The following is a 24,273-nucleotide window of genomic DNA, read 5'->3' on the forward strand; positions in this document are numbered from 1 at the left end:
ATATCATGTGAACGGTCGAATCACGACACGGTGACTGGTGTCCAGTATGGACTTGCACTCCGCCAACTGGCAACATGATGCATCTGGCAGAATTATGACATGGTAAACGGGACGGAATGGACTGGATAACGGGCGAATACGAGCTGTTCGAAGTGCGCGAGCCTGCGGTTCACAGCATTCCGTTCGTCTATAATTCCCCCCATAGCGGGCGCTGCTACCCCGTGTCCTTCCTCGAATCCTCCCGGCTGGATTCCTACGAGATCCGCCGCTCCGAGGATTATTTCGTCGATGAGCTGTTTTCGGCAGCCACCGAAATCGGCGCGCCACTTCTGAGGGCCAATTTCCCCCGGGCCTATCTGGACGTCAACCGCGAGCCCTATGAGCTCGATCCGCGCATGTTCGATGGCACGTTGCCATCCTATGCCAATATCGGTTCGATGCGCGTTGCAGGCGGTCTGGGAACCGTGCCGCGTATTGTGGCCGAAAACATGGATATCTATGCCCATCGCCTTTCCGTGGAAGAGGGGCTGTCGCGTATCGAAGGCATCTACAAGCCCTACCACGCCTGCCTGCGCAGGCTGGTATCGCGCACGCATGCGCAGTTCGGCATGGCGGTGCTGGTCGATTGTCACTCCATGCCCGGCAATATCCGGCTTGCTGGTTCCAATATCAGGCCGGATATCATCATCGGTGATCGCTACGGCACCAGCGCCTCGGCAGAGATTTCGCGTGCTGCCCTGCATTTCCTCGAAGAGCTGGGCTTCAACGCGGTCTGCAACAAGCCTTATGCGGGCGGCTTCATCACCGAACATTACGGGCGTCCCATTCGCTCGCTGCATGCAGTGCAGATCGAGGTCAATCGCAGCCTGTATGTGGATGAAAAGACTTTGCTGAAGGCGCCGGATTTCGCCGCCATGCAGTCCGCACTCGAAATCTTCATGCGGCAGTTTTCGGCTTTCGTGTCCGAATATGCCGTCGAGATGGCGTTCGCCGCCGAATAATTCCTGAAAATTCGAATGTTGAGAGACCGCTGGCCTGTGCCCTGCGGCCAAAAAAAACCGCGCCTTGGCGCGGTCAAGTCTAGGGAGGAAACACCCAAGGAGGGTATTTACAGTCAAAGACTGTGCTTCAAAGACTAGGTCATTTTGCCCATTTGTCAATCATATTTATTTATGCCTATTAGTTGAGCAATTATTGAGGCGTTGCATTGTGATGATGCGAAATACAGCCGAAGCTGCTGCTTGAAGAGGCATTTCGAGAAAGAATCACCTCAGCATGCGCGCAGCGCCAAGGGAGTGGACGCCGTAGGCAAAGCCGCGCTATGTCATCTCCAGTCAATGATAGATGCCGGGGATTTTGATGCTGCCAGATCGTGATTTCTTCTTTCGTCTCGCCGATGCTGCAAAGGCCGAGACGCTGCCGCGTTTTCGCACTGGCATCGCGGTGGATAACAAGCAGGCGGGCGGATACGATCCGGTCACGGAAGGCGATCAGGCTGCTGAGACGGCCATCCGCGCATTGATTTCAACTACCTTCCCCGAGCATGGCGTGCTGGGCGAAGAGCATGGCAGCATCGGTCTTGATCGTGAGCATATCTGGGTCATCGATCCAATCGATGGCACACGCGCTTTCATCTCCGGTGTGCCCGTCTGGGGAACGCTGATCGGCTTCCAGTCCAATGGGCGCTCCGTGATGGGCGTTATGGACCAGCCCTTTATCGGCGAACGCTATTTCGCTGATGGTGAAAGAGCCTGGTATAAAGGGCCGGATGGCGAACGGCAGATAAAGACGCGTGCCTGCCAGTCGCTTTCGGATGCCGTGCTGTTTACGACATCACCGCACATCTTCACGGCTGAAGAGTCCGCGCGTTATACCCAGGTGCAAGATAAGGTTCGGCTTTTCCGTTATGGCGTGGATTGCTACGCCTATGCGCTGCTTGCCGCAGGCCACGTCGATCTCGTCATCGAAACCAGCCTCAAGCCCTATGATGTCGGCGCGCTGATCCCCATCATCGAGCAGGCGGGCGGCACCATCACGACGTGGGATGGCGGACGACCGGAAGGGGCAGGGCGCATCATCGCGGCTGGCAGCAGGCAGGTTCACCAGGAAGCGCTGGCCATTCTTTCCGGGCTTTGAGGAGCTTCATTCTTCCGGAGCGAAAAAGGCGTCGATGGCGGCCAGTGCCTGGGCGCGATAAATATCGAGTTCCTGAAACAACTCATGGAAAGCGCCAGTTACGGGAATGAGCTGTGCGGCCCGGAAGTTTCGGGAAAGCTCTTCCTGTGCGGCGTAAGGCGTGATCGTATCACGCACCGCGGCCAGAAGCAGGGTCGGCACGGTGATATGGGTCAGATGGTCCTGCCGCGTAACCTTGGGCATGACTTTCAGCGCTTCATAAAGCCAGCGAGCCGTTGGCGCGCCGATGAAAAGCTCCGGTCGCTCGCTGATCAGCTTTATGTTCCGGGTAAACCGGGCGGGATCGGAGGTTAGCGGGTTGCCGTTGAAATCGCGCTCGCGTTGATCTCTGCCCAGTTGCACGCCGCCGAGACCGATCAATGTCAGGCAGGTGGCGATGAGCTTGATCCAGCGGGGAGACATCACCTGGCCGCTCAACGAAATGAAGGGCGAGCAGAGCGCCATGCGCTCCACCCGGTTGGAAAGATCCGGCGCCATGGAGAGCGCAGCCAAGGCCCCGGTGGAATGCGCGACGAGAAAGAAGGGCAGGCGCGTATCCGGCAGCACGACCTGTTCCAGAAACAGCGAGATATCCTTCTGATAATCGGAAAAGCGGCGCACATAGCCTGCGTGGATATTCTTCAGCAGGCGTTCGGAGCCGCCCTGTCCACGCGTGTCGAAGGTCGCGACCCAGAAGCCTTTGGCGGTGAGATCGTTGATCGTCTCGAAATATTTCTCGATTGCTTCGTTGCGGCCATGCAGAAGAACGATCGTGCCCCGCGCTACGGAACGTTCCGATTTGAAGATCGCATATCGCAGCTTCTTGTTTTTGTGGCCGTTGAATGTGCCGACGATGTGGTTTTCAGGCACCGGGTTGTCTGTCGTAGCGTAGAGTGTGGCTTCGGTCATCGATATCCTGCTTCGAACCAACAGTATGAGAATCCGGTGTTTCAGAATGGGATAGGTGCAGCTGTTTTGCACGTCAAAGGAAAAATTGCCGGAACCGTCGGTGTTAGCAGTCGCGGTTCCGGCTAATCGGACAGAAGAAGAAGGGACGATACACTTCTGCCGCCGGAGTTGGCCTCCGATGCGTCCATTTCTAGCGGCGGAAAACTGAACGATTTCGGAACCATCCGTTCAGCAAACATTCAGCAGCAGTCGCGAGCGGAGCGATTGTGATTTTCCCTCTTGAACTGCGAAAACCGCCTACCCATCTCTTGGTCACGGTCGCCAGAACGGGGCCGTATCACGGTTCTCTCATCGCCAAGAAGGGGTGAGAAAGCCACCATTCGCAAACAGTTGCTTCTTAAGGAGGACACCATGCGTCACGTTGATTTTTCCCCACTCTATCGTTCCACCGTCGGCTTCGACCGCCTGTTTTCGATGCTCGACGGCATCGGCCAGCCGGAACAGGCACAGGCCTATCCGCCCTATAATATCGAGCGCACGGGCGATAATGCCTACCGCATAACCATGGCGGTTGCCGGTTTTGATGAAACCGAACTCAGCATCGAATCCCGGGCAAATGTGCTGACGATCAAGGCCGAAAAGGCGAGTGACACCACCAAGGCATCCGAGGGCGAGTTCCTCTATCGCGGCATCGCCACGCGCGCCTTCGAGCGCCGCTTCCAGCTTGCCGATCACGTAGAGGTGCAGAATGCTTCGCTGAAGAACGGTCTGCTTCACATCGACCTTCTTCGCAACATCCCCGAAGCCATGAAGCCCCGCCGCATCACTATTGCGACCGATGTGTCCGATGAGCCGAAGCAGATCGAGGCTCAGGTAACGCCCGCTCAGGTCAACTGATCTGAGCGGTTGGTGAATGCCGGAACGGCTCCCGAGAGGGGGCCGTTTTTATTCGGTTCTGGCCGTTGCCAACGACAATTCCTTTCAACGCGTTGAAATGCCGCGTGCCCTTTGTCAAAAATCAATTCAGATCGGGGGATCGATGCATTACATATTGATCCACAATGCTGACGCGGACGTAGTGCTTCGCGATTCATGAGAGTTCAGGACAAGTTAATGGCCGCAGATATGACCGCACTTCCTCTAGACCATCTTCCCAAGGATCATCCGAAAGTTACTTTCGGCAAAGTCGGCGTTCTGCTCGTCAATCTAGGGACGCCGGATGGCACGGATTACAAGTCGATGCGTCGGTATCTGGCGGAGTTTTTGAGCGACAAGCGCGTCATCGAATGGTCTCGCCTTTACTGGTATCCGATCCTTTACGGCATCGTGCTGAACAAGCGCCCGCAGAAGGTGGGCAAGGCCTATGAGGAAATCTGGAACCACGAGAAGAACGAGAGCTATCTGCGCACTTATACCCGCAACCAGTCGGACCTGATGGCGCAGGCGCTCACGGATCTGCCGAATGTCGTGGTGGATTGGGGCATGCGCTACGGCAATCCGTCCATCGCCTCGAAGATCGACGCGCTGAAGGAGCAGGGTTGCGAGAAAATCCTGCTCTTCCCGCTCTACCCGCAATATGCGGCGGCCACGACGGCAACGGTCAACGACAAGGCTTTCGAGCATCTGATGAAGATGCGCTGGCAGCCAGCGCTTCGCACCGTACCGCCTTACCACGACGATGAAACCTATATCGATGCGCTGGCCAACTCCGTTAAAAACCATCTGGCGACGCTGGATTGGGAGCCGGAAAAGCTGATCGCCTCCTTCCACGGCATTCCGCAATCCTATTTCAAGCAGGGCGATCCCTACCACTGCCAGTGCATGAAGACCGGTCGCCTGCTGCGCGAAAGGCTGGGGCTGGAGAAGGACCGTTTCATGATCACCTTCCAGTCCCGTTTCGGACCGGAGGAATGGCTGCAGCCTTATACCGACAAGACGGTCGAGAAGTTGGCATCGGAAGGCGTCAAGCGCATCGCGGTGATGAATCCGGGCTTCGTTTCCGATTGTCTCGAGACGCTGGAAGAAATTGCAGGTGAAGCGGGAGAAATCTTCCTTCACAATGGCGGCGAGAAATTTACCCATATTCCTTGCCTAAACGACAGTGCGGATGGTATGCGGGTTCTCGAAAAAGTTGTACGCAGGGAGTTGCAGGGCTGGGTCTGATCCCACCGGCGCAGTCAAACAGGAGGTTTTTGAATGCCTGATCTGAGCGGTTTCGATATTGTCGTCATTGTTGCCGTCGTCCTTGTCATTCTAACCCTCTTTGCCGGTATCAAGACCGTGCCGCAGGGCTACCGTTACACGGTGGAGCGCTTCGGGCGTTACACCCGCACCATGGAGCCGGGCCTCAACATCATCACGCCCTATATCGAGCGCATCGGCGCGCGAATGAATGTGATGGAGCAGGTGCTCGACATTCCGACCCAGGAAGTCATCACCAAGGATAATGCCAGCGTGTCTGCGGATGCGGTGGCCTTCTTTCAGGTGCTGAACGCCGCGCAGGCCGCGTATCAGATCGCCAATCTGGAATTCGCCATCCAGAACCTGACCATGACGAATATTCGTTCCGTCATGGGTTCGATGGATCTGGACGAGCTTCTCTCCAACCGCGATGCGATCAACGACCGCCTGCTGCGCGTGGTGGATGAGGCCGTTGGCCCATGGGGCATCAAGGTCACCCGCATCGAAATCAAGGATATCGCGCCGCCGAAGGATCTGGTGGATTCCATGGCCCGCCAGATGAAGGCGGAGCGCGAGAAGCGCGCGCAGGTTCTGGAAGCGGAAGGCTCGCGTAATGCGCAGATTCTGCGGGCGGAAGGTGCCAAGCAATCCGCCATTCTTCAGGCTGAAGGCCAGCGCGAAGCCGCCTTCCGCGATGCCGAGGCACGCGAACGTCTGGCCGAAGCCGAAGCCAACGCCACGCGCGTGGTGTCGGAAGCGATTGCCGCGGGCGATATCCACGCCATCAACTACTTCATTGCGCAGAAATACACCGAAGCATTGGCCGATATCGGCACCGCTAAGAACTCGAAGATCGTGCTGATGCCGATCGAGGCTTCCTCGCTGATCGGTTCGCTCGGCGGTATAGGCGCAATTGCCAAGGAAGTCTTCGGCAAGGACAGCGACGGCCCGGTGCCAGACGAACAGCCACACAACAGGACGGGCCGCTCCTCCGTGCCGACATCCAGCCGCACAGGCAGCACGCCGAGCGGTCAGACCATCAATGTCAGCATTCCCGGCAATCCTTTCGGCACTTCAAGGGATAGCTGAAGATGATCCATAAGCTCGTCGCCGATCTCGGTCCGTGGAGCTGGTGGATATTCGCCGCCATTCTTTTGGTGGCGGAACTGGCAGCGCCCGGCGTATTCCTGATCTGGATCGGCGCTGCCGCCCTCGTTGTCGGCGCCCTGTCGCTTGCCCTTTGGGGCACGGCGTTCTGGGGCTGGCAGGTGCAATTGCTGCTCTTTGCCGTCCTCTCCGTCACCTTCGCCATTGCCGGTCGCCGCTTCTATGACAAGCGCCGCGCCAATACCGACGAGCCTTTCCTGAACCAGCGCGAAGCAAGCCTGATCGGCAGAACCGCGACCCTTCAGGAACCCATCACCGAAGGCCGTGGCCGCATCCGTCTCGACGATACTTGGTGGCCCGTTCAAGGCTCCGACCAACCCGCCGGAACCCGCGTTCGCATCGCCTCTGCCCATGGCCGAACGCTGACCGTGGAAAGATTCGACGGTTGATATCGGCTGGGTTAAGAAGAAGACAAGGGTGGTGAAGGTGCTTTCTTGAAAGCGCCTCACCATTCTAAATCTTCGTCCTAACGCATTGCCAGCTTACGGAGCCACTGCGCAGTTTTGCTCGAAGCGCTCCGGGCACAGGGAAAAAACATGTCACGACGCATCCGCATCGCCGCGGCTCAAATCAGCAGTGGGCCGGATATGGCCGAAAATCTGGAAGCCGTCCTCTCTGCAATCGAGAAGGCAGCCGAGGCCGGGGCGGCTTTGGCGATATTGCCGGAAGCGGCGAGTTTCTGGTTCGGTGGCGATGTGCGTGAGCAGGCTCAACCTCTGGATGGGCCCTTTGCCAATGCCATTCGTGCCAAGGCGAAGGAGTGCGGCATCACAGTCAGTGTCGGCATGTTCGAGCCGGCGGGTGACGGGCGCGTTTACAATACGCTGCTGATCACCGGCCCGGAGGGCGAGACCGCCTATCGCAAGGTGCATCTCTTCGATGCTTTCGGCGCAAAGGAATCCGACACGGTTGCTCCGGGCAAGGACTACGTGACGACCGAAATCGCCGGTGTGCGGATCGGCTTTGCCACCTGCTTCGATCTTCGCTTTGCCGATCAGTTTGCCGCCCTTGGTCGTCAGGGTGCGGAAGTCATCGCGGTCAGCGCCTCCTGGGGCGATGGGCCTGCGAAGGCAGAGCAGTGGGATCTACTGCTGCGCGCCCGCGCCATGGATGCGCAGAGCTGGCTGGTAGCGTGCGGACAGGCATGGCGCCCGCCGCAGGGAACGGCCCCTCTCGGCATCGGTCGCAGCGCCGTGGTCGATCCTGTTGGCATGGTGCGCGCGCAGCTGCCGGGGAGTGTAGGCATGCTGGTGCATGATATCGATCTGGACATGGTGCAGGATATCCGCACGCGCATTCCTGTGCTGTCTCACGGTTCGTGAAAAGAAAAAGGCTCCGCTTGAACGGAGCCTTACCTGACCTAAAGCATGTCGCGTTTAATTGTCCTCAATTAAACGATAACGTACATGAGAAAATAAGATTCTAAAGCGTGTCGCGGTGAATCCTATTCACTGTGACACGCTTTAATATCGAATTCGCTTATGCCACGCCGATACGCAACAGATCGTGGAAGTGCACGAGGCCGATGGGACGATTGTCGCCATCGATGACGATCAGCGCGCCGATGTGGTGCTTCTCAAGCGTTGCAAGGGCAGCGGTTGCCAGCACCTCTTTCGTCACCGTCTTCGGCGTGCGGGTCATGATGTCGTCCACGCTGAGTTCGGAGAGATTGCGCGTGAGATGACGCGCCATATCGCCTTCGGTGACGATGCCGCAGAGGCGACCATCCGCATCCAGCACGGCGACGCAGCCAAAATGCTTGCGGGCGAGAATGCCGACCGCTTCCGGCATCGGCGTGCCCTGAGACACCAGCGGAACCCTGTCGCCCGTATGCATGATGTCGCCGACGAGGGTGAGGCTCGCGCCGAGTTTTCCACCCGGATGGAACACGCGGAAATCACCGGCGGTGAACTTGCGGGCTTCCAGAAGCGCAATCGCAAGAGCATCGCCCAACGCAAGCTGCATCATGGTGGATGTCGTGGGTGCAAGTCCGTGCGGGCAGGCTTCCTGCTCATCGGGGATGAGAAGAACGGTGTCGGACGCCTTGGCAAGCGATCCCGCTCTGTTGCAGGTTAGCGCGATCAGCGGAATGGCGAAACGGCGCGTATAATTGATGATGCTGCGCAGCTCGACGCTCTCTCCGCCCTTGGAGATGGCCAGCACCACATCATTACCGCCGATCATGCCAAGATCACCATGATTGGCTTCCGCCGCATGAACGAAGAAGGCGGGCGTGCCGGTGGATGCAAAGGTGGCCGCCAACTTGGCGCCGATATGGCCGCTTTTGCCGACACCGGTAATGATGAGCCTTCCGCTGGCATTGCCGATAATATCGACAGCCTTCGCGAAAGGATCGCCAAGACCGTTGGCCAGGGCTTTTTCAAGGGCAGCCAGTCCGTTCCGCTCGATAGAGACAGTTCTCAGAGCGGATTCGATGGCGTTGTTTTCAATAAGGGCTGCAGCTCTCGTGATCATGCCGGACTGTTACTCCTTTCACGATTGCCTGTCCATTACCGAAATCAACCGCTGTTGCAGTTATACGCGCAACAGTTGTCGCAGAGATCAACCAGTTATTAACCACGTGATTTTACCTTTGGGTAACGAAATGAATCGGCCTGGGTAAAAACGCATGATTTGTCATAGCACCGCGATACGTCTGTCGACGTTGCGGAAAGCAGCCATTACGCTGCTGGCTTGCACATGTCTTTGCCCCGCCGGCGCGTGGGCACAGGCCCAGACGCAGCAGAATGCCAATCAGGCCAATGCCACATCCAGCAACGGCACCACGACGCTGCAAAGCGCCGATCCCTTTCCAGATCAGTTCGATCTTTCGGTAACGCAGGACGATCAGCCGCCGGTGCTGAATGTCGTGCCTCAACCACGCCCGGACACCGAAACGACCGGCAGCATTCGTGCCACCACCAATCCCGGCGATGCCGTCTCCGAGCCCCCAGATGAAGCGGTGGAGCCCGTCGATACGCGCGAAAACACCTTCGCAACCACGATAGACGGCGGTGAGAACCTCACGATCGACGACGGAACCGTCCCCGGCATTCGCATTGGCACGCTGACGCTTCGCCCCTCGATCAGCCAGACGCTGAACCATGAAAACAAGAAGTTCCCAACCTACTCCACCAGCCGCAATTACCTGACGACGGGTATTCGCGGCACCCTGACCAGCGATTGGTCTCGCCACGCGCTGACAGTGACCGGTGAAGGCAACTACCAGCGCAATCTGGGCGGCGGCGATGCGGGTGAGCAGCCAAGCGCCAATATACAGGCCGATCTGCGGCTCGATCTGGGAGATGCCACGCAGGCGAACCTGACAGCCGGTTACGAATTCAGCCGCGAAGATACCAACGATCCAAACGCAATCTCCGGCGCCACCGTGCAGGGTGGCGAACATGTTTTCACTGCCGGGGCATCGGTGGAACGCAATATCGGCATTTTGAAAGCACTTGCCGCGCTGGATCTATCGCGAACGATCTACACCGATGCAAAGGGCGTCAACGGCCAGTCGATCAGTCTTGCCGACCGCGACCGCTTTGGCGCTGGTTTGCGCGGACGGATCGGTTATGAGCTTTCGCCTGCTCTCGTGCCTTTTCTGGAAGTCACCGCCTCGTTGAGCGATTATGATCAGAAGCGGGACGATACCGGCTATGCGCGCTCCTCGCAGAGCTACGGCGCAAAGGTTGGCACGCAGATCGACCTCGGCGAAAAGTGGCGAGGCGAAGTGGCGGCGGGCTATCTGCGCCGAGAGTATGACGACAGCCGCCTGGCAGCAATCAACGCCCTCACCACGGATGGAAACCTGATCTGGTCTCCGCGCCGGGGAACGGACATCAACTTCAACCTTCGCACCACCATCGAGGATTTTGCCGGTGGCCCGCGCGGCGGCTGGGTTTCACGGCAGTTCACCACCGGCCTGACCCAGCAATTGCGCAGCGATCTCGTGGCGCGACTGACCGCGGGGCTGGAGCGGCGCAGCTATCTCACATCAAGCATCCGGGACGAAACGGAATATGTTCTGGGCGCAGGGCTGACGTGGAACATCAACCGCTACCTCGATTTCACCACCGACCTTAACTATGAAATCACGCCCGTCAGCGACAACAGCCAATGGCGGATCGGCGCGGGGCTGACGCTACGGCGATAAAAAAATCCCGGCACGAAGCCGGGATTTGACGTCACGCTGTAAGGGGGCGCAAAAGCACCTCTTACTTAAGCTTGCTGACCATGGCCTTCAGCGGCTCTTCGATGGACGGGCGGATGTCGCCGCGTTCCAAAGCGAAAGCGAGATTGGCCAGAATGAAGCCGTCCTTTGCGCCGCAGTCGAAGGTTTCGCCCTTGAAGTGGTAACCGGCAAATTCCTGAGACTTGGCAAGCGTCAGCATGCCGTCCGTCAACTGGATTTCGTTGCCCGCACCGCGTTCCTGGTTCTCCAGAATGCCGAAGATTTCCGGCTGAAGAATGTAACGACCGTTGATGTAGAAGTTGGAAGGCGCCGTGCCCTTGGCAGGCTTTTCCACCATCTCGGTGATCTTGAAGCCTTCACCGACGGAAGCGCCCTTGCCGACGATGCCGTATTTGTGGGCCTGATCCGGATCGCATTCCTGCACGGCAATGACGTTGCCGCCGGTCTGATCGTAAAGATCGACCATGCCCTTGAGGCAGCTTTTCTGCGAATGCATGATCATGTCCGGCAGAAGAACCGCAAAGGGCTCATCGCCAACGATATCGCGCGCGCACCACACGGCATGGCCGAGACCGAGCGGCACCTGCTGGCGGGTAAAGCTTGCGGTACCAGCCTTCGGCAGCAAGTCTGCAAGTAGCGTCAGCTCTGCATTCTTGTTGCGCTCGCGCAGCATCTGCTCAAGTTCGAACTGAATATCGAAATAGTCTTCGATCACGGCCTTGCCGCGACCGGTTACGAACACGAAATGCTCGATGCCCGCTTCAGCCGCCTCATCCACCACATACTGGATGACCGGCTTGTCCACCACGGTCAGCATTTCCTTCGGAACAGCTTTCGTTGCCGGCAAGAAACGGGTTCCAAGGCCAGCTACGGGAAATACTGCCTTCCGAATTTTCTTTTGTTCTACCACACATCCCTCCTGAGAGACTCAACTGGGTTTAAATTTCCGCGCACGACTTTGTTATCTCAATAATGGCAAGTTTTTGTAAAGAGTGACGTTACCCTTCGTTAATGGTAAAGAATTTGTTGACCTTGATTTGGTATCCCATCGTGAAGCCCGATGCGTATCTCGCAATCGAAATGACATTCGAGAGAAACGAAAGACTGACGATGAAACAGATGATCCTTTCCCCCATCTGCTCCAAGTTCCGTAAATTTGGCTGCGTGGCAATCGCTGGCCTCACCATTGCCTTGACCCCCGTTACGGCAAATGCAGATGCGGGTTTCAGACAGTGGATCAACCAGTTCTATGCCACCGCCGCCAAGGAGGGCATATCCAAGGCGACCTACCAGAAGGCATTCGCAGGCGTGACCGAGCCCGACCCGGACGCCCTACGCAAGGCAACCTATCAGCCTGAATTCACCACACAGATCTGGGATTATCTCGACAGCCGCGTGAACCCTTATACGGTGCGCATCGGTCGCGAGATGAAGATCAAGCATGCGACGACGCTGAACTGGATCGAGCGCAACTTCAAGGTCGACAAGCACATCATTCTGGCCATCTGGTCGATGGAATCGAACTATGGCGCGGTGCTGGAAAAGCCGGAGCGTCTGCACAACATTCCGCAGGCGCTGGCCACGCTCGCCTATTCCGATCCTAAGCGCGCCAAATTCGGGCGCACGCAGCTGATCGCCGCGCTGAAGATTCTGCAGGCTGGCGACGTGACACCGAAGCAGCTTACCGGCTCCTGGGCGGGGGCAATGGGTCATACGCAATTCATTCCCACCAGCTATCTGCTCTACGCGGTCGATGCCGATGGCAATGGCAAGCGCGATATCTGGCACTCGGTACCGGATGCGCTGGCCACAGCCGCAAACCTTCTGGCCAAGAATGGCTGGGAGCCCGGCAGAACATGGGGTTACGAGGCCGCGGTTCCGCAGGGCGGCTCGCGCTATGCCAATCAGACGAAATCCCTGGCCGAATGGCAGAAGCTCGGCTTCCTCCGCCCCAATGGCAAGGGCTTCCCGCGCGGTTCCGACCGTGCGACGCTGAAATTGCAGGGCGGCTCCAACGGGCCGGGCTTCCTGATGACGAAGAACTTCTTCACCATCAAGAAATATAATGCGTCGGACAGTTACGCGCTGGCAGTGGGCCTGCTGGCGGATGAGATTGCCGGTTACGGCGGCATGCAGCAGAGCTGGCCGCGCCCGGATGGCACGCTGGACATCAAGGAAAAGTTCGAGCTCCAGACGCGCATGAAGGAACTCGGCTATTATGATGGCGAGATCGACGGCAATTTCGGCTCCGGTTCCAAGGCCGCGATCAGCGCGATCCAGAGACGCATGGGCATGGAAAATGATGGCGAGCCATCACAAAGGCTGCTGCGGGCGCTGCGCAACTGATGATGCGCAGCCGATAAAAAGCCTGACGCTCGACCAATATTAGCATAGAGTAAATGGGGCCGCCTCGGGAGGTTCACGCCATGACCATCAAAGACGCACGCCCATTTCGAAACACCATGAAGCGCGGCAATGTCGCGCTTCTGGCGATTGTGCTTTGCCTGCCCGCTTTGGGGGAGCAGGCACATGCGCAGGAAATGCGCGAACGCCGCACCCTGATGGAAATGCTGTTTGGTGGCCCGAACCAGTATAATGACCGCCTTTACGCGCCGGATCGCCGGGAGCAGCGCACCCGCCGCCCACCGCCACCGCGCCAGAACCGCGCCGTGACGCGACCTCCGGCTCCGCGCAACACACCTTCCGTCGTGCAGATGCGCACCGCCAAGCCCGCGCCGGTGGAAAAGCTCGAAAATGCCCGCCGCGTTCTCGTCGTCGGCGATTTTCTGGCAGGCGCGATGGGCGAGGCGCTGGTTTCCACCTTCGAAAGCTCACCGGCCATTGTCGTCGATGTCCGCTCCAACGGCTCATCCGGTCTCGTTCGGACGGATTATTACGACTGGTTCGCCAATCTCCCGCAATTCATTTCCGAAACGAAGCCTGCCACCATCGTCATCATGATGGGCTCCAATGACCGCCAGCAGATGGAGTTCAACGGTACCAAGGAGAAATACGGCACCGACATCTGGTTCAAGGAATATGAGCGGCGCATCGATGCACTGATCAACCTTGCCAAGCGCCAGCAGGTGCCGGTGCTGTGGGTGGGGCTGCCCGCCTTCCAGTCTCCTTCTCTGACGGCTGATTTCGTCGGCTTCAACCGGCTGTATCGCAACCACATCGAAAAGCTGGGTGGCGAATTCGTCGATGTATGGGATGGTTTCGTAGATGAGGGCGGAAAATTCGTCACCACGGGTTATGACGTCAACGGCCAGCAGGCGCGCCTGCGCGAGGCGGATGGCATCGGCCTGACGCAGGCGGGCAAGCAGAAGCTTGCCTTCTACGTGGAAAAATTCGTCCGCCGCCATCTCGACGGCGCAGGCCCGGACCTGATGAAGCTGGACGGCAGCAACCTTCCCTCCCTCACATCGCTTCCCGCCCTTGGCATCGATGCCCAGCAGGTGCGTACCCAACCCATCAGCCTCACCGACCCGGACCTCGACGGCGGTGACAAGCTATTGGGAGACAGACCAGCGGCCAAATTCTCGGTGGTCGAAACCCCGCGCGAGAGACTGACCAAGCGCGGCCTGATGGAAGACGCTCCGCTGGGTCGGGTGGATGATTATCGCGTGCCCGCACAAAACGAGACCGCTTCGAAATAACGTGTGCGCGCCAAAAACAAAACGGCATAGTTGCTTTTCGAAATAACGTAACTTTATTGCGGTATCATAGTATAGTTTCGTGATCACGAAATATTAATACGGGAACGCAATCAAAATCCTCATGGTTAAGGACCTGCAAGCAACAAGTCTTGTGATGATATGAGGAGTAAACATCATGGCTAATCAAGGTGGCTCACACGAGCAGCACGTCAAAGCAGGCCAGCAGTCGCACAAGAACAGCGACAGCAAAACCAAAAGCGCTTCTTCCAGCTCGTCTTCCGACAGCAAGAGCGGCAAGCAGGGCGGCTCGTCCGACCAGCACAAAATGGCCGGTCAGCAGAGCCACAAGGGCAAGCACTGATTCCCCTTATATGCAAACGACCCCCGCGCGAAAGCACGGGGGTCGTTTTGTTTTAGGCTTCTAAAATATTTCGCTATCAGCGCGGCAGAACCGAGCTGCCCATCAGCGCTTCATCAATCGCGCGTGCTGCCTGACGGCCTTCGCGGATGGCCCATACCACCAGCGACTGGCCTCGGCGAACGTCACCGGCGGTCCAGAGCTTGTCGACGGACGTCTTGTAGTCCTTGTCGTTGGCAACGACGTTGGTGGAGCCGCGGCGGTCGGTGTTGAGGGTCAGCTTGCCGTCCAGTTCCTTCAGAACGCTATCGGTGAAAGGGCCGGAGAAGCCGATGGCGATGAAGGCGAGATCGGCTTTGATAATGAATTCGGTACCGGCAATCGGCTTGCGGCGCTCATCCACCTGGCAGCACTTCACACCCGTCAGCACGCCATCTTCATCACCGACGAATTCCAACGTCGCGACCTGGAACTCCCGCACCGCACCTTCTGCCTGCGAAGACGAAGTACGCATCTTGGTGGCCCAGTAAGGCCAGACGGCGAGCTTGTCTTCCTTTTCCGGCGGCATGGGGCGGATGTCGAGCTGGGTGACCTTGACCGCGCCCTGACGGAACGCCGTGCCGACGCAGTCCGATGCCGTATCACCACCACCGACGACGACGACATGCTTGCCACCGGCAAGGATCGGATCGGCAGGCCAGCCGACGCTGTCGATGTTTTCGCGACCGACGCGGCGGTTCTGCTGCACGAGGTAAGGCATGGCATCGTGAACGCCATGGAATTCCGTGCCACCAATGCCAGCCGGGCGTGGGGTTTCCGAACCGCCGCAATAGAGAACGGCATCATGCTCGGCCATCAGCTTTTCGACGGGAAGATCGACGCCTACATTGACGCCGTAATGGAAGGTAACGCCTTCGCCCTTGATCTGCTCGACACGGCGGTCGATGAAGTTCTTCTCCATCTTGAAGTCCGGAATGCCATAGCGCAGCAGGCCACCGGCTTTGGACTCGCGCTCATAGACATGAACCTCGTGACCGGCGCGGCCAAGCTGCTGTGCAGCGGCGAGACCCGAAGGGCCGGAACCGATGATGGCCACCTTCTTGCCGGTATGAACCGTGGCAGGCTTCGGCACGATGAAGCCAAGTTCGTACGCCTTGTCGGCAATCGCCTGCTCGACGGTCTTGATCGCAACCGGGGTGTCTTCGAGGTTCAGCGTGCAGGCTTCCTCACAAGGCGCGGGACAGACACGACCCGTGAACTCAGGGAAATTGTTGGTGGAATGGAGGTTGCAGATCGCCTCTTCCCAGTTGTTATTATAGACCAGATCGTTCCAGTCGGGGATCTGGTTATGCACCGGGCAGCCGGTCGGTCCATGGCAATAGGGAATGCCACAGTCCATGCAACGCGCCGCCTGTTTCTGCACTTCCGGGTCCGACATGGGAATGGTGAATTCCCGGAAATGGCGAATACGATCCGACGCCGGCTGATACTTGCCAACCTGACGATCGATCTCCAGAAAACCTGTAACCTTGCCCATGTCTCAGTCCCTTCCGCGGCCTATCGAAGCCAATTTTCAACTTTCAATCCCGGCACTTCTGAAAAGTGCTTTATATTTGCGGTGACCACCACCGCATCGGTTGCCAAGGCGTGGGCTGCAATCAGCATGTCCATCGCGCCAATCGACCGGCCCTTCTTCGTCAACTGATCCCGAATGTCCGCATAAACGTGATCAAACGGTGCCTCCCAGTTTTCGATGGGCAGGCTTTCAAAAAACGTTTCGTACGCGTCTCTCAACCGCCGAGACGAAATCTTCGTGTAGCCATATCGCAACTCGGCAACCACGATGACACTCGTGACCAATGTTCCTGTAACTGCTTCTGTCCTTATTCTCTGAGCCACAGATCCCCTCGGGAAATCTATGACGTGGGAGATGGCGTTCGTATCGAGAAGATACCGCATCAACGCTTGCCCAAGTCCACTGGCTCAGGGGGATAGTCCTCGATCTCCGGCATCCGCTCTTCAAAAGGTTCCTGTTGTGCCAACCAATCCAGCACCTCAAGCAGCGACTTCTTCGGCTTCTTAGGGCGAATATGGATCACGCCATCTTCATCCTGAGACATGAGAACGCTGTCACCCTCGAGCTGGAAATCGGACGGTATGCGCACAGCCCGACTGCGCCCATTGTTGAAAACGCTGACCTCTTTTTCGATGACTGCTGCCATAACCACCTCCATACACTGTGATATGCCACGTCATATCACAGTGTAGAATAAATCCCAACTACTCCGCAGCCACACCCATCTTCAGGCGCTCCATCTCCTCAAGCGCGCGGCGGTATTCCACCGGCATGACCTTGCGGAATTTCGGGCGGTACTCGCTCCAGCGGTCGAGGATGTCCTTGGCGCGGTTGGAGTTGGTGTAGTGGAAGTGGTTGGAGATCATCTGGTAGAGGCGTTCCTCGTCATGGCGCGTCATGTCTTCGGAAACGTCAACACGTCCCTTGTGCATGAGGTCGCCGCCGTGGTGGTGCAGCTTTTCCAGCATGTCGTCTTCTTCCGGCACCGGCTCCAGCTCGACCATGGCCATGTTGCAGCGCTTGGCGAAATCGCCCTTCTCATCCAGAACATAAGCCACGCCACCGGACATACCGGCTGCGAAGTTGCGGCCCGTTTCACCGAGAACGACGACGATACCCCCTGTCATATATTCGCAGCCATGGTCGCCCACGCCTTCGACAACGGCGATTGCACCGGAGTTACGAACGGCGAAACGCTCACCCGCCACACCACGGAAATAGCACTCGCCGGTGATGGCACCGTAGAGCACGGTGTTGCCGACGATGATCGAATTTTCCGCGACGATGCGGGCATTTTCCGGCGGGCGCACGATGATGCGGCCACCTGAAAGACCCTTGCCGACATAGTCGTTACCATCGCCCACCAGATCGAAGGTGATGCCGCGGGCGAGGAACGCGCCGAAGGACTGACCCGCCGTGCCGCGCAGCAGCACGTGGATGGTGTCGTCCTTCAGGCCCTTGTGACCCCAACGCTTGGCAAGCGCGCCCGAAAGCATCGCACCGGCAGAGCGGTCTACGTTCTTGATCGGCACTTCGAAAACCACAGGTTCGCGGTTTTCCAGCGATGGCATGGACTTCTCGATCAGCTTGCGGTCGAGAATGTCATCGATCGGGTGCTTCTGCTTTTCGGTCCAGTAGGAAGCTGCCTTGGGGGCCTCGACCTTGTGGAAGATGCGGCTGAAATCGAGACCCTTGGCCTTCCAGTGCGCCAGCATCTCATCCTTCTCGAGCAGTTCGGAAGCGCCGATGATCTCATCCAGCTTGGACACGCCAAGCGAGGCGAGGATTTCGCGCACTTCTTCGGCCACGAAGAAGAAGTAGTTGATGACGTGTTCCGGCGTGCCCTTGAAGCGCTTGCGCAGAACCGGGTCCTGCGTCGCAACGCCCACAGGGCAGGTGTTAAGATGGCACTTGCGCATCATGATGCAGCCAGCGGCAATCAGCGGAGCCGTCGCAAAGCCGAATTCATCTGCACCCAAAAGAGCGCCGATGATCACATCGCGACCGGTCTTCAGACCGCCATCCACCTGAAGCGCGATGCGCGAACGAAGGCCATTCAGCACCAGCGTTTGCTGCGTCTCGGCAAGGCCGATTTCCCATGGGGAACCGGCGTGCTTCAGCGAGGTGAGCGGAGACGCACCCGTGCCGCCATCGAAACCGGAAACGGTGATATGGTCAGCGCGCGCCTTGGCGACACCGGCGGCAACCGTGCCGACGCCGACTTCGGAGACGAGCTTCACGGAAACATCGGCTTCCGGGTTGACGTTCTTCAGGTCGTAGATCAGCTGCGCCAGATCTTCGATGGAGTAGATATCGTGGTGCGGCGGCGGCGAGATGAGGCCGACACCAGGTGTGGAGTGGCGGGTCTTGGCAACCGTCGCATCAACCTTGTGACCGGGCAGCTGGCCGCCTTCGCCGGGCTTTGCGCCCTGCGCGACCTTGATCTGCAGCATATCCGCATTCACGAGATATTCCGTCGTCACACCGAAGCGACCGGAGGCGATCTGCTTGATGGCGGAACGCTCGGGGTTTGGCTGGCCGTTCAACAGTGGCAGATAACGGTCGGATTCTTCGCCGCCTTCACCCGTGTTCGACTTACCGCCGATCTTGTTCATGGCAATCGCCAGCGTCGTATGTGCTTCACGGCTGATGGAGCCGAAGGACATGGCGCCGGTGGAGAAACGCTTGACGATCTCGACGGCAGGCTCGACCTCATCGACCGAGATCGGCTTGCGGCCCAATGCTTCGGCAGTCTTCACCTTGAACAGGCCGCGAATGGTGTTCATGCGCAGGTTGGTGTCGTTCACCATCTCCGCGAATTCGCGGTAGCGATCCTGGCTGTTACCGCGAACGGCGTGCTGAAGGGTCGCAACCGCATCCGGGCTCCAGGCATGGCTTTCGCCGCGCATGCGATAGGCATATTCGCCGCCGATATCCAGCGTGTTGGCGAGGATCGGGTCCTTGCCGAAGGCCGAGCTGTGACGCGATACGGTTTCTTCCGCAATTTCCGTCAGGCCCACGCCTTCGATCTGCGTGGCGGTGCCGAAGAAATATTGCTCGACAAAGTCCGAAGCCAGACCGATGGCGTCGAAAATCTGCGCGCCGCAATAGGACTGGTAGGTGGAAATGCCCATCTTGGACATGACCTTGAGAATGCCCTTACCGACAGCCTTGATGTAGCGGTAAACCACTTCATCGTCAGACACTTCCTTCGGAAACGCGCCGTGCTTGTGCATGTCGAGCAGCGTATCGAAGGCCAGATAGGGGTTGATCGCTTCTGCACCATAACCGGCCAGCAGGCAGAAATGGTGCACTTCACGCGGCTCACCGGTTTCGACAACGAGGCCGACCGAGGTGCGCAGACCCTTGCGGATCAGGTGATGGTGGACGGCAGCGGTGGCCAGAAGCGCGGGGATCGCGATGCGATCTGGTCCCAGCTGACGGTCCGACAGCACGATGATGTTGTAACCACCGCGAACAGCCGATTCCGCACGCTCGCACAGGCGGTCCAGCATCTCCGGCATGCCTTCGGCACCGCGCTCCACATCATAGGTGAAGTCCAGCGTCTTGGTATCGAAACGGTCTTCCGTGTGGCCGATGGAGCGGATTTTTTCCAAGTCACCATTGGTCAGGATAGGCTGGCGCACTTCCAGACGCTTGGCGCGGGCTGCACCTTCATGGTCCAGAATGTTCGGGCGAGGACCGATGAAGGAAACGAGGCTCATCACCAGCTCTTCACGGATCGGGTCGATCGGCGGGTTGGTGACCTGCGCGAAGTTCTGCTTGAAATAGGTATAGAGCAGCTTCGACTTTTCCGACATGGCCGAAATCGGCGTGTCGGTGCCCATGGAACCGATAGCTTCCTGACCGGTCGTCGCCATGGGTGACATCAGAAGCTTGGTGTCTTCGCTGGTGTAACCAAAAGCCTGCTGACGGTCGAGCAGGGACACGTCGCGACGCAGCGCGCGCGGCTCCACCGGCTTCAGGTCTTCGAGGATCAGCTGGGTGCGGTCCAGCCAAGTGCGGTAAGGGTGCTTGGCGGCAAGCTCGTGCTTGACGTCTTCATCCGAGATGATCGCGCCCTTTTCCATGTCGATCAGCAGCATCTTGCCGGGCTGGAGACGCCACTTCTTGACGATGCGCTCTTCCGGCACCGGTAGCGTACCGGCTTCGGATGCCATGATGATGCGGTCGTCATCGGTCACGAGATAACGGGCCGGACGCAGGCCGTTACGGTCCAGCGTTGCGCCGATCTGCTTGCCATCGGTAAAGGCAACGGCAGCCGGGCCGTCCCATGGCTCCATAAGAGCAGCGTGATATTCGTAAAACGCCTTGCGCTCCTGCGACATGGACTGGTTGCCAGCCCATGCCTCGGGGATCAGCATCATCACGGCATGCGCCATGGAGTAGCCGCCACGCACGAGGAATTCCAGCGCGTTGTCAAAGCAGGCCGTGTCCGACTGTCCTTCGTAAGAGATGGGCCAGAGCTTGGAAATATCATCGCCAAACAGCGGAGAAGCAACGGATGCCTGACGCGCCGCCATCCAGTTGACGTTGCCGCGCAGCGTGTTGATTTCCCCGTTATGCGCCACCATGCGGTATGGGTGCGCCAGCTTCCAGGATGGGAAGGTGTTGGTGGAGAAACGCTGGTGAACAAGCGCGACCGCGCTTTCGAAACGCGGGTCGGCCAGGTCCTTATAATAGGCACCAACCTGATAAGCGAGGAACATGCCCTTATAGACGATGGTCGAGGAAGACAGCGAAACCGGATAGAAATCCTGCGCTTCCTTGCCGCCGCCAGCATCATAGATGCGGTTGGACAGAACCTTGCGGATCAGGAAAAGCTGACGCTCGAAATCGGCATTGGTCGCGGCATCGCGCCCTGCGCCGATGAAGACCTGCACATGGTGCGGCTCCGTCGCGGCAATATCCTCGGCCTTGGACAGCGAAGAATTGTCGACCGGCACATCGCGGAAGCCCAGAAACTGCTGGCCTTCTTCGGCAATAACGTCGGCAATGACCTTCTTGTAATGCTCGATGCGCTCTGCATCACGCGGGAAGAAAATGTGACCGACGGCATATTCGCCAGCCTTCGGCAGCGTCACGCCCTGCTTTGCCATTTCCTCGCGGAAGAAACGGTCGGGGATCTGCACGAGAATGCCCGCGCCATCGCCCATCAGCGGGTCGGCGCCGACAGCGCCGCGATGCGTGAGGTTTTCGAGGATGAACAGGCCGTCCTTGACGATCTGGTGAGACTTCTGACCCTTCATATGCGCCACGAAGCCGACGCCGCAGGCATCATGCTCGTTGCGTGGATCATACAGACCCTGTTTGGCAGGAAGACCACCAATCGACGCGCGCGCGGAAGCGGTCTCCGCACGGGCTTCGCCCGGACAGTCGTTGGTGAGATGTGCTTCGGCGTTGTCGTCTTCCAGCCTGATGGTCATTTTTTGTCCCTCCTGCAAACATGTTGCATGACTTCACGCAGAGAGGCGGAGCCCGACCGAATCCTCTTTTAAGAGGCCGGATCATTCTCCGCTTTTTCAATTTAGGACAGCATTGCTGTCTTAATTCTGATCGCAGAATGACAGAAAGCGCTCCCCTCCGCAAGGGCGTGCTTCAAAATATAACCACGCTTCATGACGTGAAATTTCTCCAAAACCGCCGTCACGGTAATTTTCTTGTCTTTGTTCAACGAAATAATCGCTTTCGTTACCGGATTTGCCTTCATGCCGATAAGCCCATAAAAAGACATTCGTTTGGCCGTTGGCTCCAACGTCTGTCCTTCCAATCACTTGAAAGCGTGAACGATGTTTTTTGCTTCTGACAACTGGGCTGGCGCCCACCCCGCCATCAACGAACGACTGATGAAGGAGTCGACCCGTTTTGCCGCGGCCTATGGAACGAGCGAGCTGGACAAGGCCATCGAGAAGCGCTTCAACGAAATCTTCGAGCGCGAAGTCGCCGTCTTCTTCGTCGGCACCGGCACGGCGGCCAACTCGTTGGCGCTGGCCAGCGTTGCCCGCCCCGGCGGCATCGCATTCTGCCACACGGAAGCCCACGTCATTGAAGACGAATGCGGCGCGCCGGTCTATTTCTCCAACGCCTCGCGCCTTATGCCGGTGGCTGGTCCCAACGGCAAGATGCTGCCGAAAAACCTGCAAACCGCCATCAACCGCTTCCCGCCCGGCTCCATCCATCAGGGCCAGCCGATGCTGGTGACGCTGACACAGGCCACCGAACAGGGCACGGTTTACAGCCTGGATGAAATCGAAGCGATTTCCACGATTGCCAAGAATGCAGGCGTGCCACTCCACATGGACGGCGCACGCTTCGGCAACGCGCTGATGGCGCTCGATACGACTCCTGCCGAAATGACATGGAAACGCGGCGTGGACATCCTCTCCTTCGGCGCGACGAAGAACGGTTGCTGGTGCGCGGAAGCCATCGTTTACATGGACCCGAAAACGGCAGAAGACCTGCCCTTCATCCGCAAGCGTTCCGCCCAGCTTTTCTCCAAGACCCGCTTCATGGCGGCGCAGTTCGACGCCTATTTCCATGACGATCTCTGGCTGGAACTCGCCGCCCACGCCAACGCCATGGCCACCCGCCTGCGCGAAGGCCTCTCCGCCTCCAACAGCGCCCGCCTCGCCTGGCCGACGCAATCCAACGAGCTTTTCGTCGTTTTGAACAAGGACAAGGCCAAAGCCGCAAAAGAAGCGGGTGCGGCCTTCTACGACTGGCCCGTGCCGCACGATATGTCGGAATCCGTCGGCGAGAACGAAACGCTTATTCGTCTGGTGACGAGTTTCGCCACACTGGAAAGCGATGTGGATGAGTTTTTGCGGATTTGTGGTGGGGCTTGAGGCTACCCATCCTCTCGACGTCATCCTCGGGCTTGACCCGAGGATCTAACCACGTTGACGTAGGGATTCGTTAGATCCTCGGGTCAAGCCCGAGGATGACGGCCGCGGCTAGAATGGAGTGACAAAAAGTGATCAGAACAAAGGAAAGAAGTATGACGTCCATCCCTGCTGATGACGTATTTTCCGAGACGATGTCGGAGAAAGAAATTGAGGCTTCTGATCGCAGACAGAAAGTACTGCTGGAAGAACTTTGTGTGCGTCACGATGACTTTTTAGTGCCGCAAACAGACCGCGTTTCGCATTAAGTAAAAATCACAAGCAGCCTCACATACAACTCCCCGGCACCATCCCCTTTGCCGTTACCAGCGCCGAGAGCGCCCGCACCAGTTCCGCATCCGCACCCTTCCTCGGCTGAAGCACGAACTCCACGTCTTCCAGGGACGGCAGCGCGCCGTTCGGGAGCTCCCGCAAACCGGACGGGGCCATGCTGCGGGGCTGGACGAGGACGCCCATGCCTGCGCGGGCGGCGGCGGTGAGGCCGCTGAGGCTGCCGCAGGTGCAGGTAATGCGCCAGGCAACACCGGCTCGATCCAACGCTTCCTGTGCCGCTTTGCGGGTGATGCTGGGTGGCGGAAAGGCGATGAGTGGCAGGGCCTCCTTGCGGGCCAGCACCGAATCCGGATCTTTCGCCAGCCAGATCAACGGTTCACGATAAAGAAAGTGGCCGAGCTGATCGCCCAGCCTGCGTTTGGCCAGCACCACATCCAGCTCGCCATTATCCTGCATCTGATAGAGCACGCCGCTCAGCGAGACCGTCAGCTCCAGATCGACCAGCGGATAGGCCCGCGTGAACTCCTCGAGAATAACGGTAAGGCGGCTGGCGACAAAATCTTCTGATACACCGAGCCGCAGGCGACCGCGTAGCTTGCTTTCGCCGAACAGCGTGGCGACCTTGTTGTTGATATCGAGCATGCGGCGGGCATAACCCAGCAAGGCCTCACCCTCCGGCGTCAGCCGCACGCGGTGCGTGTCACGCGCAATCAGCCGCTGGCCAAGAGAGGCTTCCAGACGCTGGATATGCTGGCTGACGGTCGACTGGCCGATGCCCAGCCGCTCGGCAGCCAGTGTGAAACTCATTGTTTGTTCCAGCGTTACGAAACTGGCAAGGTGCTGCAGGTTCAGCATGC

22 protein-coding genes are annotated in these 24,273 nt (G+C 58.4%); 13 read left to right on the plus strand and 9 right to left on the minus strand.

Annotated features, from left to right (window positions below; genetic code table 11):
* Positions 1–116 precede the first annotated feature (116 nt).
* Positions 117–1,001, plus strand: coding sequence for an N-formylglutamate amidohydrolase (locus CFBP5473_RS03090; protein ID WP_027675546.1), 885 nt, complete (start codon positions 117–119; stop codon positions 999–1,001).
* Between the two features lie 358 nt (positions 1,002–1,359).
* On the plus strand, positions 1,360–2,136 hold the full coding sequence (hisN, locus tag CFBP5473_RS03095) for a histidinol-phosphatase (protein WP_027675547.1): 777 nt from the start codon (positions 1,360–1,362) through the stop codon (positions 2,134–2,136).
* A 6-nt stretch (positions 2,137–2,142) separates the two neighbouring features.
* On the opposite strand, the gene CFBP5473_RS03100 is transcribed toward hisN, so the two are convergent.
* Positions 2,143–3,084, minus strand: a complete 942-nt coding sequence (locus CFBP5473_RS03100) for an alpha/beta fold hydrolase (protein WP_027675548.1) — start codon at positions 3,082–3,084, stop codon at positions 2,143–2,145.
* A 411-nt stretch (positions 3,085–3,495) separates the two neighbouring features.
* On the opposite strand from CFBP5473_RS03100, the gene CFBP5473_RS03105 reads away from it, so the two are divergent.
* The 5 genes from CFBP5473_RS03105 to CFBP5473_RS03125 all read left to right on the plus strand — a co-directional run bounded on the left by CFBP5473_RS03105 (position 3,496) and on the right by CFBP5473_RS03125 (position 7,754).
* Positions 3,496–3,981, plus strand: coding sequence for an Hsp20 family protein (locus CFBP5473_RS03105; protein WP_027675549.1), 486 nt, complete (start codon positions 3,496–3,498; stop codon positions 3,979–3,981).
* Positions 3,982–4,197: 216 nt separating this feature from the next.
* Positions 4,198–5,247 (plus strand): ferrochelatase, encoded by a 1,050-nt coding sequence (hemH, locus tag CFBP5473_RS03110; protein WP_051441280.1) that lies wholly within the window; start codon positions 4,198–4,200, stop codon positions 5,245–5,247.
* Between the two features lie 33 nt (positions 5,248–5,280).
* Entirely contained in the window at positions 5,281–6,354 is a 1,074-nt protein-coding gene (locus tag CFBP5473_RS03115; protein ID WP_027675551.1) for an SPFH domain-containing protein, read from the plus strand.
* 2 nt (positions 6,355–6,356) lie between these two features.
* Entirely contained in the window at positions 6,357–6,821 is a 465-nt protein-coding gene (locus CFBP5473_RS03120; protein ID WP_027675552.1) for an NfeD family protein, read from the plus strand.
* A gap of 147 nt (positions 6,822–6,968) precedes the next feature.
* Entirely contained in the window at positions 6,969–7,754 is a 786-nt protein-coding gene (locus CFBP5473_RS03125; RefSeq protein ID WP_027675553.1) for a carbon-nitrogen hydrolase family protein, read from the plus strand.
* Between the two features lie 157 nt (positions 7,755–7,911).
* Here CFBP5473_RS03125 and CFBP5473_RS03130 read toward each other — a convergent pair whose 3' ends face one another.
* Positions 7,912–8,907, minus strand: coding sequence for a KpsF/GutQ family sugar-phosphate isomerase (locus tag CFBP5473_RS03130; RefSeq protein ID WP_027675554.1), 996 nt, complete (start codon positions 8,905–8,907; stop codon positions 7,912–7,914).
* 154 nt (positions 8,908–9,061) lie between these two features.
* Between CFBP5473_RS03130 and CFBP5473_RS03135 the strand changes: the two genes are divergently transcribed.
* Complete coding sequence (locus tag CFBP5473_RS03135) at positions 9,062–10,588, plus strand: outer membrane beta-barrel protein (protein WP_027675555.1); 1,527 nt, start codon at positions 9,062–9,064, stop codon at positions 10,586–10,588.
* A gap of 61 nt (positions 10,589–10,649) precedes the next feature.
* On the opposite strand, the gene galU is transcribed toward CFBP5473_RS03135, so the two are convergent.
* Positions 10,650–11,537, minus strand: coding sequence for a UTP--glucose-1-phosphate uridylyltransferase GalU (gene galU / locus CFBP5473_RS03140; protein WP_027675556.1), 888 nt, complete (start codon positions 11,535–11,537; stop codon positions 10,650–10,652).
* 200 nt (positions 11,538–11,737) lie between these two features.
* Between galU and CFBP5473_RS03145 the strand changes: the two genes are divergently transcribed.
* The 3 genes from CFBP5473_RS03145 to CFBP5473_RS03155 all read left to right on the plus strand — a co-directional run bounded on the left by CFBP5473_RS03145 (position 11,738) and on the right by CFBP5473_RS03155 (position 14,647).
* Positions 11,738–12,973, plus strand: a complete 1,236-nt coding sequence (locus CFBP5473_RS03145; RefSeq protein ID WP_027675557.1) for a lytic murein transglycosylase — start codon at positions 11,738–11,740, stop codon at positions 12,971–12,973.
* Positions 12,974–13,053: 80 nt separating this feature from the next.
* On the plus strand, positions 13,054–14,286 hold the full coding sequence (locus tag CFBP5473_RS03150; RefSeq protein WP_027675558.1) for an SGNH/GDSL hydrolase family protein: 1,233 nt from the start codon (positions 13,054–13,056) through the stop codon (positions 14,284–14,286).
* A gap of 175 nt (positions 14,287–14,461) precedes the next feature.
* Entirely contained in the window at positions 14,462–14,647 is a 186-nt protein-coding gene (locus CFBP5473_RS03155; protein ID WP_027675559.1) for a hypothetical protein, read from the plus strand.
* A 76-nt stretch (positions 14,648–14,723) separates the two neighbouring features.
* Here the strand turns inward: CFBP5473_RS03155 and CFBP5473_RS03160 are convergent, their stop codons facing one another.
* The 5 genes from CFBP5473_RS03160 to CFBP5473_RS03180 form a co-directional block, all read right to left on the minus strand.
* Positions 14,724–16,181 (minus strand): glutamate synthase subunit beta, encoded by a 1,458-nt coding sequence (locus tag CFBP5473_RS03160; protein ID WP_027675560.1) that lies wholly within the window; start codon positions 16,179–16,181, stop codon positions 14,724–14,726.
* A 20-nt stretch (positions 16,182–16,201) separates the two neighbouring features.
* Positions 16,202–16,603 (minus strand): type II toxin-antitoxin system VapC family toxin, encoded by a 402-nt coding sequence (locus tag CFBP5473_RS03165; RefSeq protein ID WP_027675561.1) that lies wholly within the window; start codon positions 16,601–16,603, stop codon positions 16,202–16,204.
* Positions 16,603–16,866 (minus strand): antitoxin, encoded by a 264-nt coding sequence (locus tag CFBP5473_RS03170; protein ID WP_027675562.1) that lies wholly within the window; start codon positions 16,864–16,866, stop codon positions 16,603–16,605. Before CFBP5473_RS03170 ends, CFBP5473_RS03165 begins: the two co-directional genes overlap by 1 nt.
* A gap of 58 nt (positions 16,867–16,924) precedes the next feature.
* The gene (gene gltB / locus CFBP5473_RS03175; protein WP_027675563.1) at positions 16,925–21,667 is read right to left on the minus strand and encodes a glutamate synthase large subunit; all 4,743 of its coding nucleotides are present in this window, start codon (positions 21,665–21,667) and stop codon (positions 16,925–16,927) included.
* A gap of 101 nt (positions 21,668–21,768) precedes the next feature.
* The gene (locus tag CFBP5473_RS03180; RefSeq protein WP_136954310.1) at positions 21,769–21,996 is read right to left on the minus strand and encodes a hypothetical protein; all 228 of its coding nucleotides are present in this window, start codon (positions 21,994–21,996) and stop codon (positions 21,769–21,771) included.
* Positions 21,997–22,030: 34 nt separating this feature from the next.
* Here CFBP5473_RS03180 and CFBP5473_RS03185 point away from each other — a divergent pair, with 34 nt between their 5' ends.
* Both CFBP5473_RS03185 and CFBP5473_RS25225 read left to right on the plus strand, forming a co-directional pair.
* On the plus strand, positions 22,031–23,086 hold the full coding sequence (locus CFBP5473_RS03185; protein WP_027675565.1) for a threonine aldolase family protein: 1,056 nt from the start codon (positions 22,031–22,033) through the stop codon (positions 23,084–23,086).
* 152 nt (positions 23,087–23,238) lie between these two features.
* Positions 23,239–23,391: a hypothetical protein gene (locus tag CFBP5473_RS25225; RefSeq protein WP_210163860.1), complete on the plus strand. Its 153-nt coding sequence runs from the start codon at positions 23,239–23,241 to the stop codon at positions 23,389–23,391.
* A 19-nt stretch (positions 23,392–23,410) separates the two neighbouring features.
* Here the strand turns inward: CFBP5473_RS25225 and CFBP5473_RS03195 are convergent, their stop codons facing one another.
* A complete protein-coding gene (locus tag CFBP5473_RS03195) occupies positions 23,411–24,271 on the minus strand; it encodes a LysR substrate-binding domain-containing protein (RefSeq protein ID WP_027675566.1) in 861 nt (286 codons plus the stop codon).
* Positions 24,272–24,273: the final 2 nt, after the last annotated feature.

The sequence above is a fragment of the Agrobacterium larrymoorei genome (genome assembly GCF_005145045.1).
Taxonomy (GTDB): domain Bacteria; phylum Pseudomonadota; class Alphaproteobacteria; order Rhizobiales; family Rhizobiaceae; genus Agrobacterium; species Agrobacterium larrymoorei.

What these genes read in the sequence shown, in the direction of transcription:
- CFBP5473_RS03130 (WP_027675554.1), bottom strand. Translation starts at nt 8,907, where the DNA reads ATGATCACGAGAGCTGCAGCCCTTATTGAAAACAACGCCATCGAATCC.
- CFBP5473_RS03145 (WP_027675557.1), top strand. Translation starts at nt 11,738, where the DNA reads ATGAAACAGATGATCCTTTCCCCCATCTGCTCCAAGTTCCGTAAATTT.
- CFBP5473_RS03115 (WP_027675551.1), top strand. Translation starts at nt 5,281, where the DNA reads ATGCCTGATCTGAGCGGTTTCGATATTGTCGTCATTGTTGCCGTCGTC.
- CFBP5473_RS03125 (WP_027675553.1), top strand. Translation starts at nt 6,969, where the DNA reads ATGTCACGACGCATCCGCATCGCCGCGGCTCAAATCAGCAGTGGGCCG.
- hemH (WP_051441280.1), top strand. Translation starts at nt 4,198, where the DNA reads ATGGCCGCAGATATGACCGCACTTCCTCTAGACCATCTTCCCAAGGAT.
- CFBP5473_RS03100 (WP_027675548.1), bottom strand. Translation starts at nt 3,084, where the DNA reads ATGACCGAAGCCACACTCTACGCTACGACAGACAACCCGGTGCCTGAA.
- CFBP5473_RS03170 (WP_027675562.1), bottom strand. Translation starts at nt 16,866, where the DNA reads ATGGCAGCAGTCATCGAAAAAGAGGTCAGCGTTTTCAACAATGGGCGC.
- CFBP5473_RS03165 (WP_027675561.1), bottom strand. Translation starts at nt 16,603, where the DNA reads ATGCGGTATCTTCTCGATACGAACGCCATCTCCCACGTCATAGATTTC.
- CFBP5473_RS03135 (WP_027675555.1), top strand. Translation starts at nt 9,062, where the DNA reads ATGATTTGTCATAGCACCGCGATACGTCTGTCGACGTTGCGGAAAGCA.
- gltB (WP_027675563.1), bottom strand. Translation starts at nt 21,667, where the DNA reads ATGACCATCAGGCTGGAAGACGACAACGCCGAAGCACATCTCACCAAC.
- CFBP5473_RS03105 (WP_027675549.1), top strand. Translation starts at nt 3,496, where the DNA reads ATGCGTCACGTTGATTTTTCCCCACTCTATCGTTCCACCGTCGGCTTC.
- CFBP5473_RS03090 (WP_027675546.1), top strand. Translation starts at nt 117, where the DNA reads ATGGACTGGATAACGGGCGAATACGAGCTGTTCGAAGTGCGCGAGCCT.
- CFBP5473_RS03195 (WP_027675566.1), bottom strand. Translation starts at nt 24,271, where the DNA reads ATGCTGAACCTGCAGCACCTTGCCAGTTTCGTAACGCTGGAACAAACA.
- CFBP5473_RS03185 (WP_027675565.1), top strand. Translation starts at nt 22,031, where the DNA reads ATGTTTTTTGCTTCTGACAACTGGGCTGGCGCCCACCCCGCCATCAAC.
- CFBP5473_RS03120 (WP_027675552.1), top strand. Translation starts at nt 6,357, where the DNA reads ATGATCCATAAGCTCGTCGCCGATCTCGGTCCGTGGAGCTGGTGGATA.
- CFBP5473_RS03160 (WP_027675560.1), bottom strand. Translation starts at nt 16,181, where the DNA reads ATGGGCAAGGTTACAGGTTTTCTGGAGATCGATCGTCAGGTTGGCAAG.
- CFBP5473_RS03150 (WP_027675558.1), top strand. Translation starts at nt 13,054, where the DNA reads ATGACCATCAAAGACGCACGCCCATTTCGAAACACCATGAAGCGCGGC.
- CFBP5473_RS25225 (WP_210163860.1), top strand. Translation starts at nt 23,239, where the DNA reads ATGACGTCCATCCCTGCTGATGACGTATTTTCCGAGACGATGTCGGAG.
- CFBP5473_RS03155 (WP_027675559.1), top strand. Translation starts at nt 14,462, where the DNA reads ATGGCTAATCAAGGTGGCTCACACGAGCAGCACGTCAAAGCAGGCCAG.
- hisN (WP_027675547.1), top strand. Translation starts at nt 1,360, where the DNA reads ATGCTGCCAGATCGTGATTTCTTCTTTCGTCTCGCCGATGCTGCAAAG.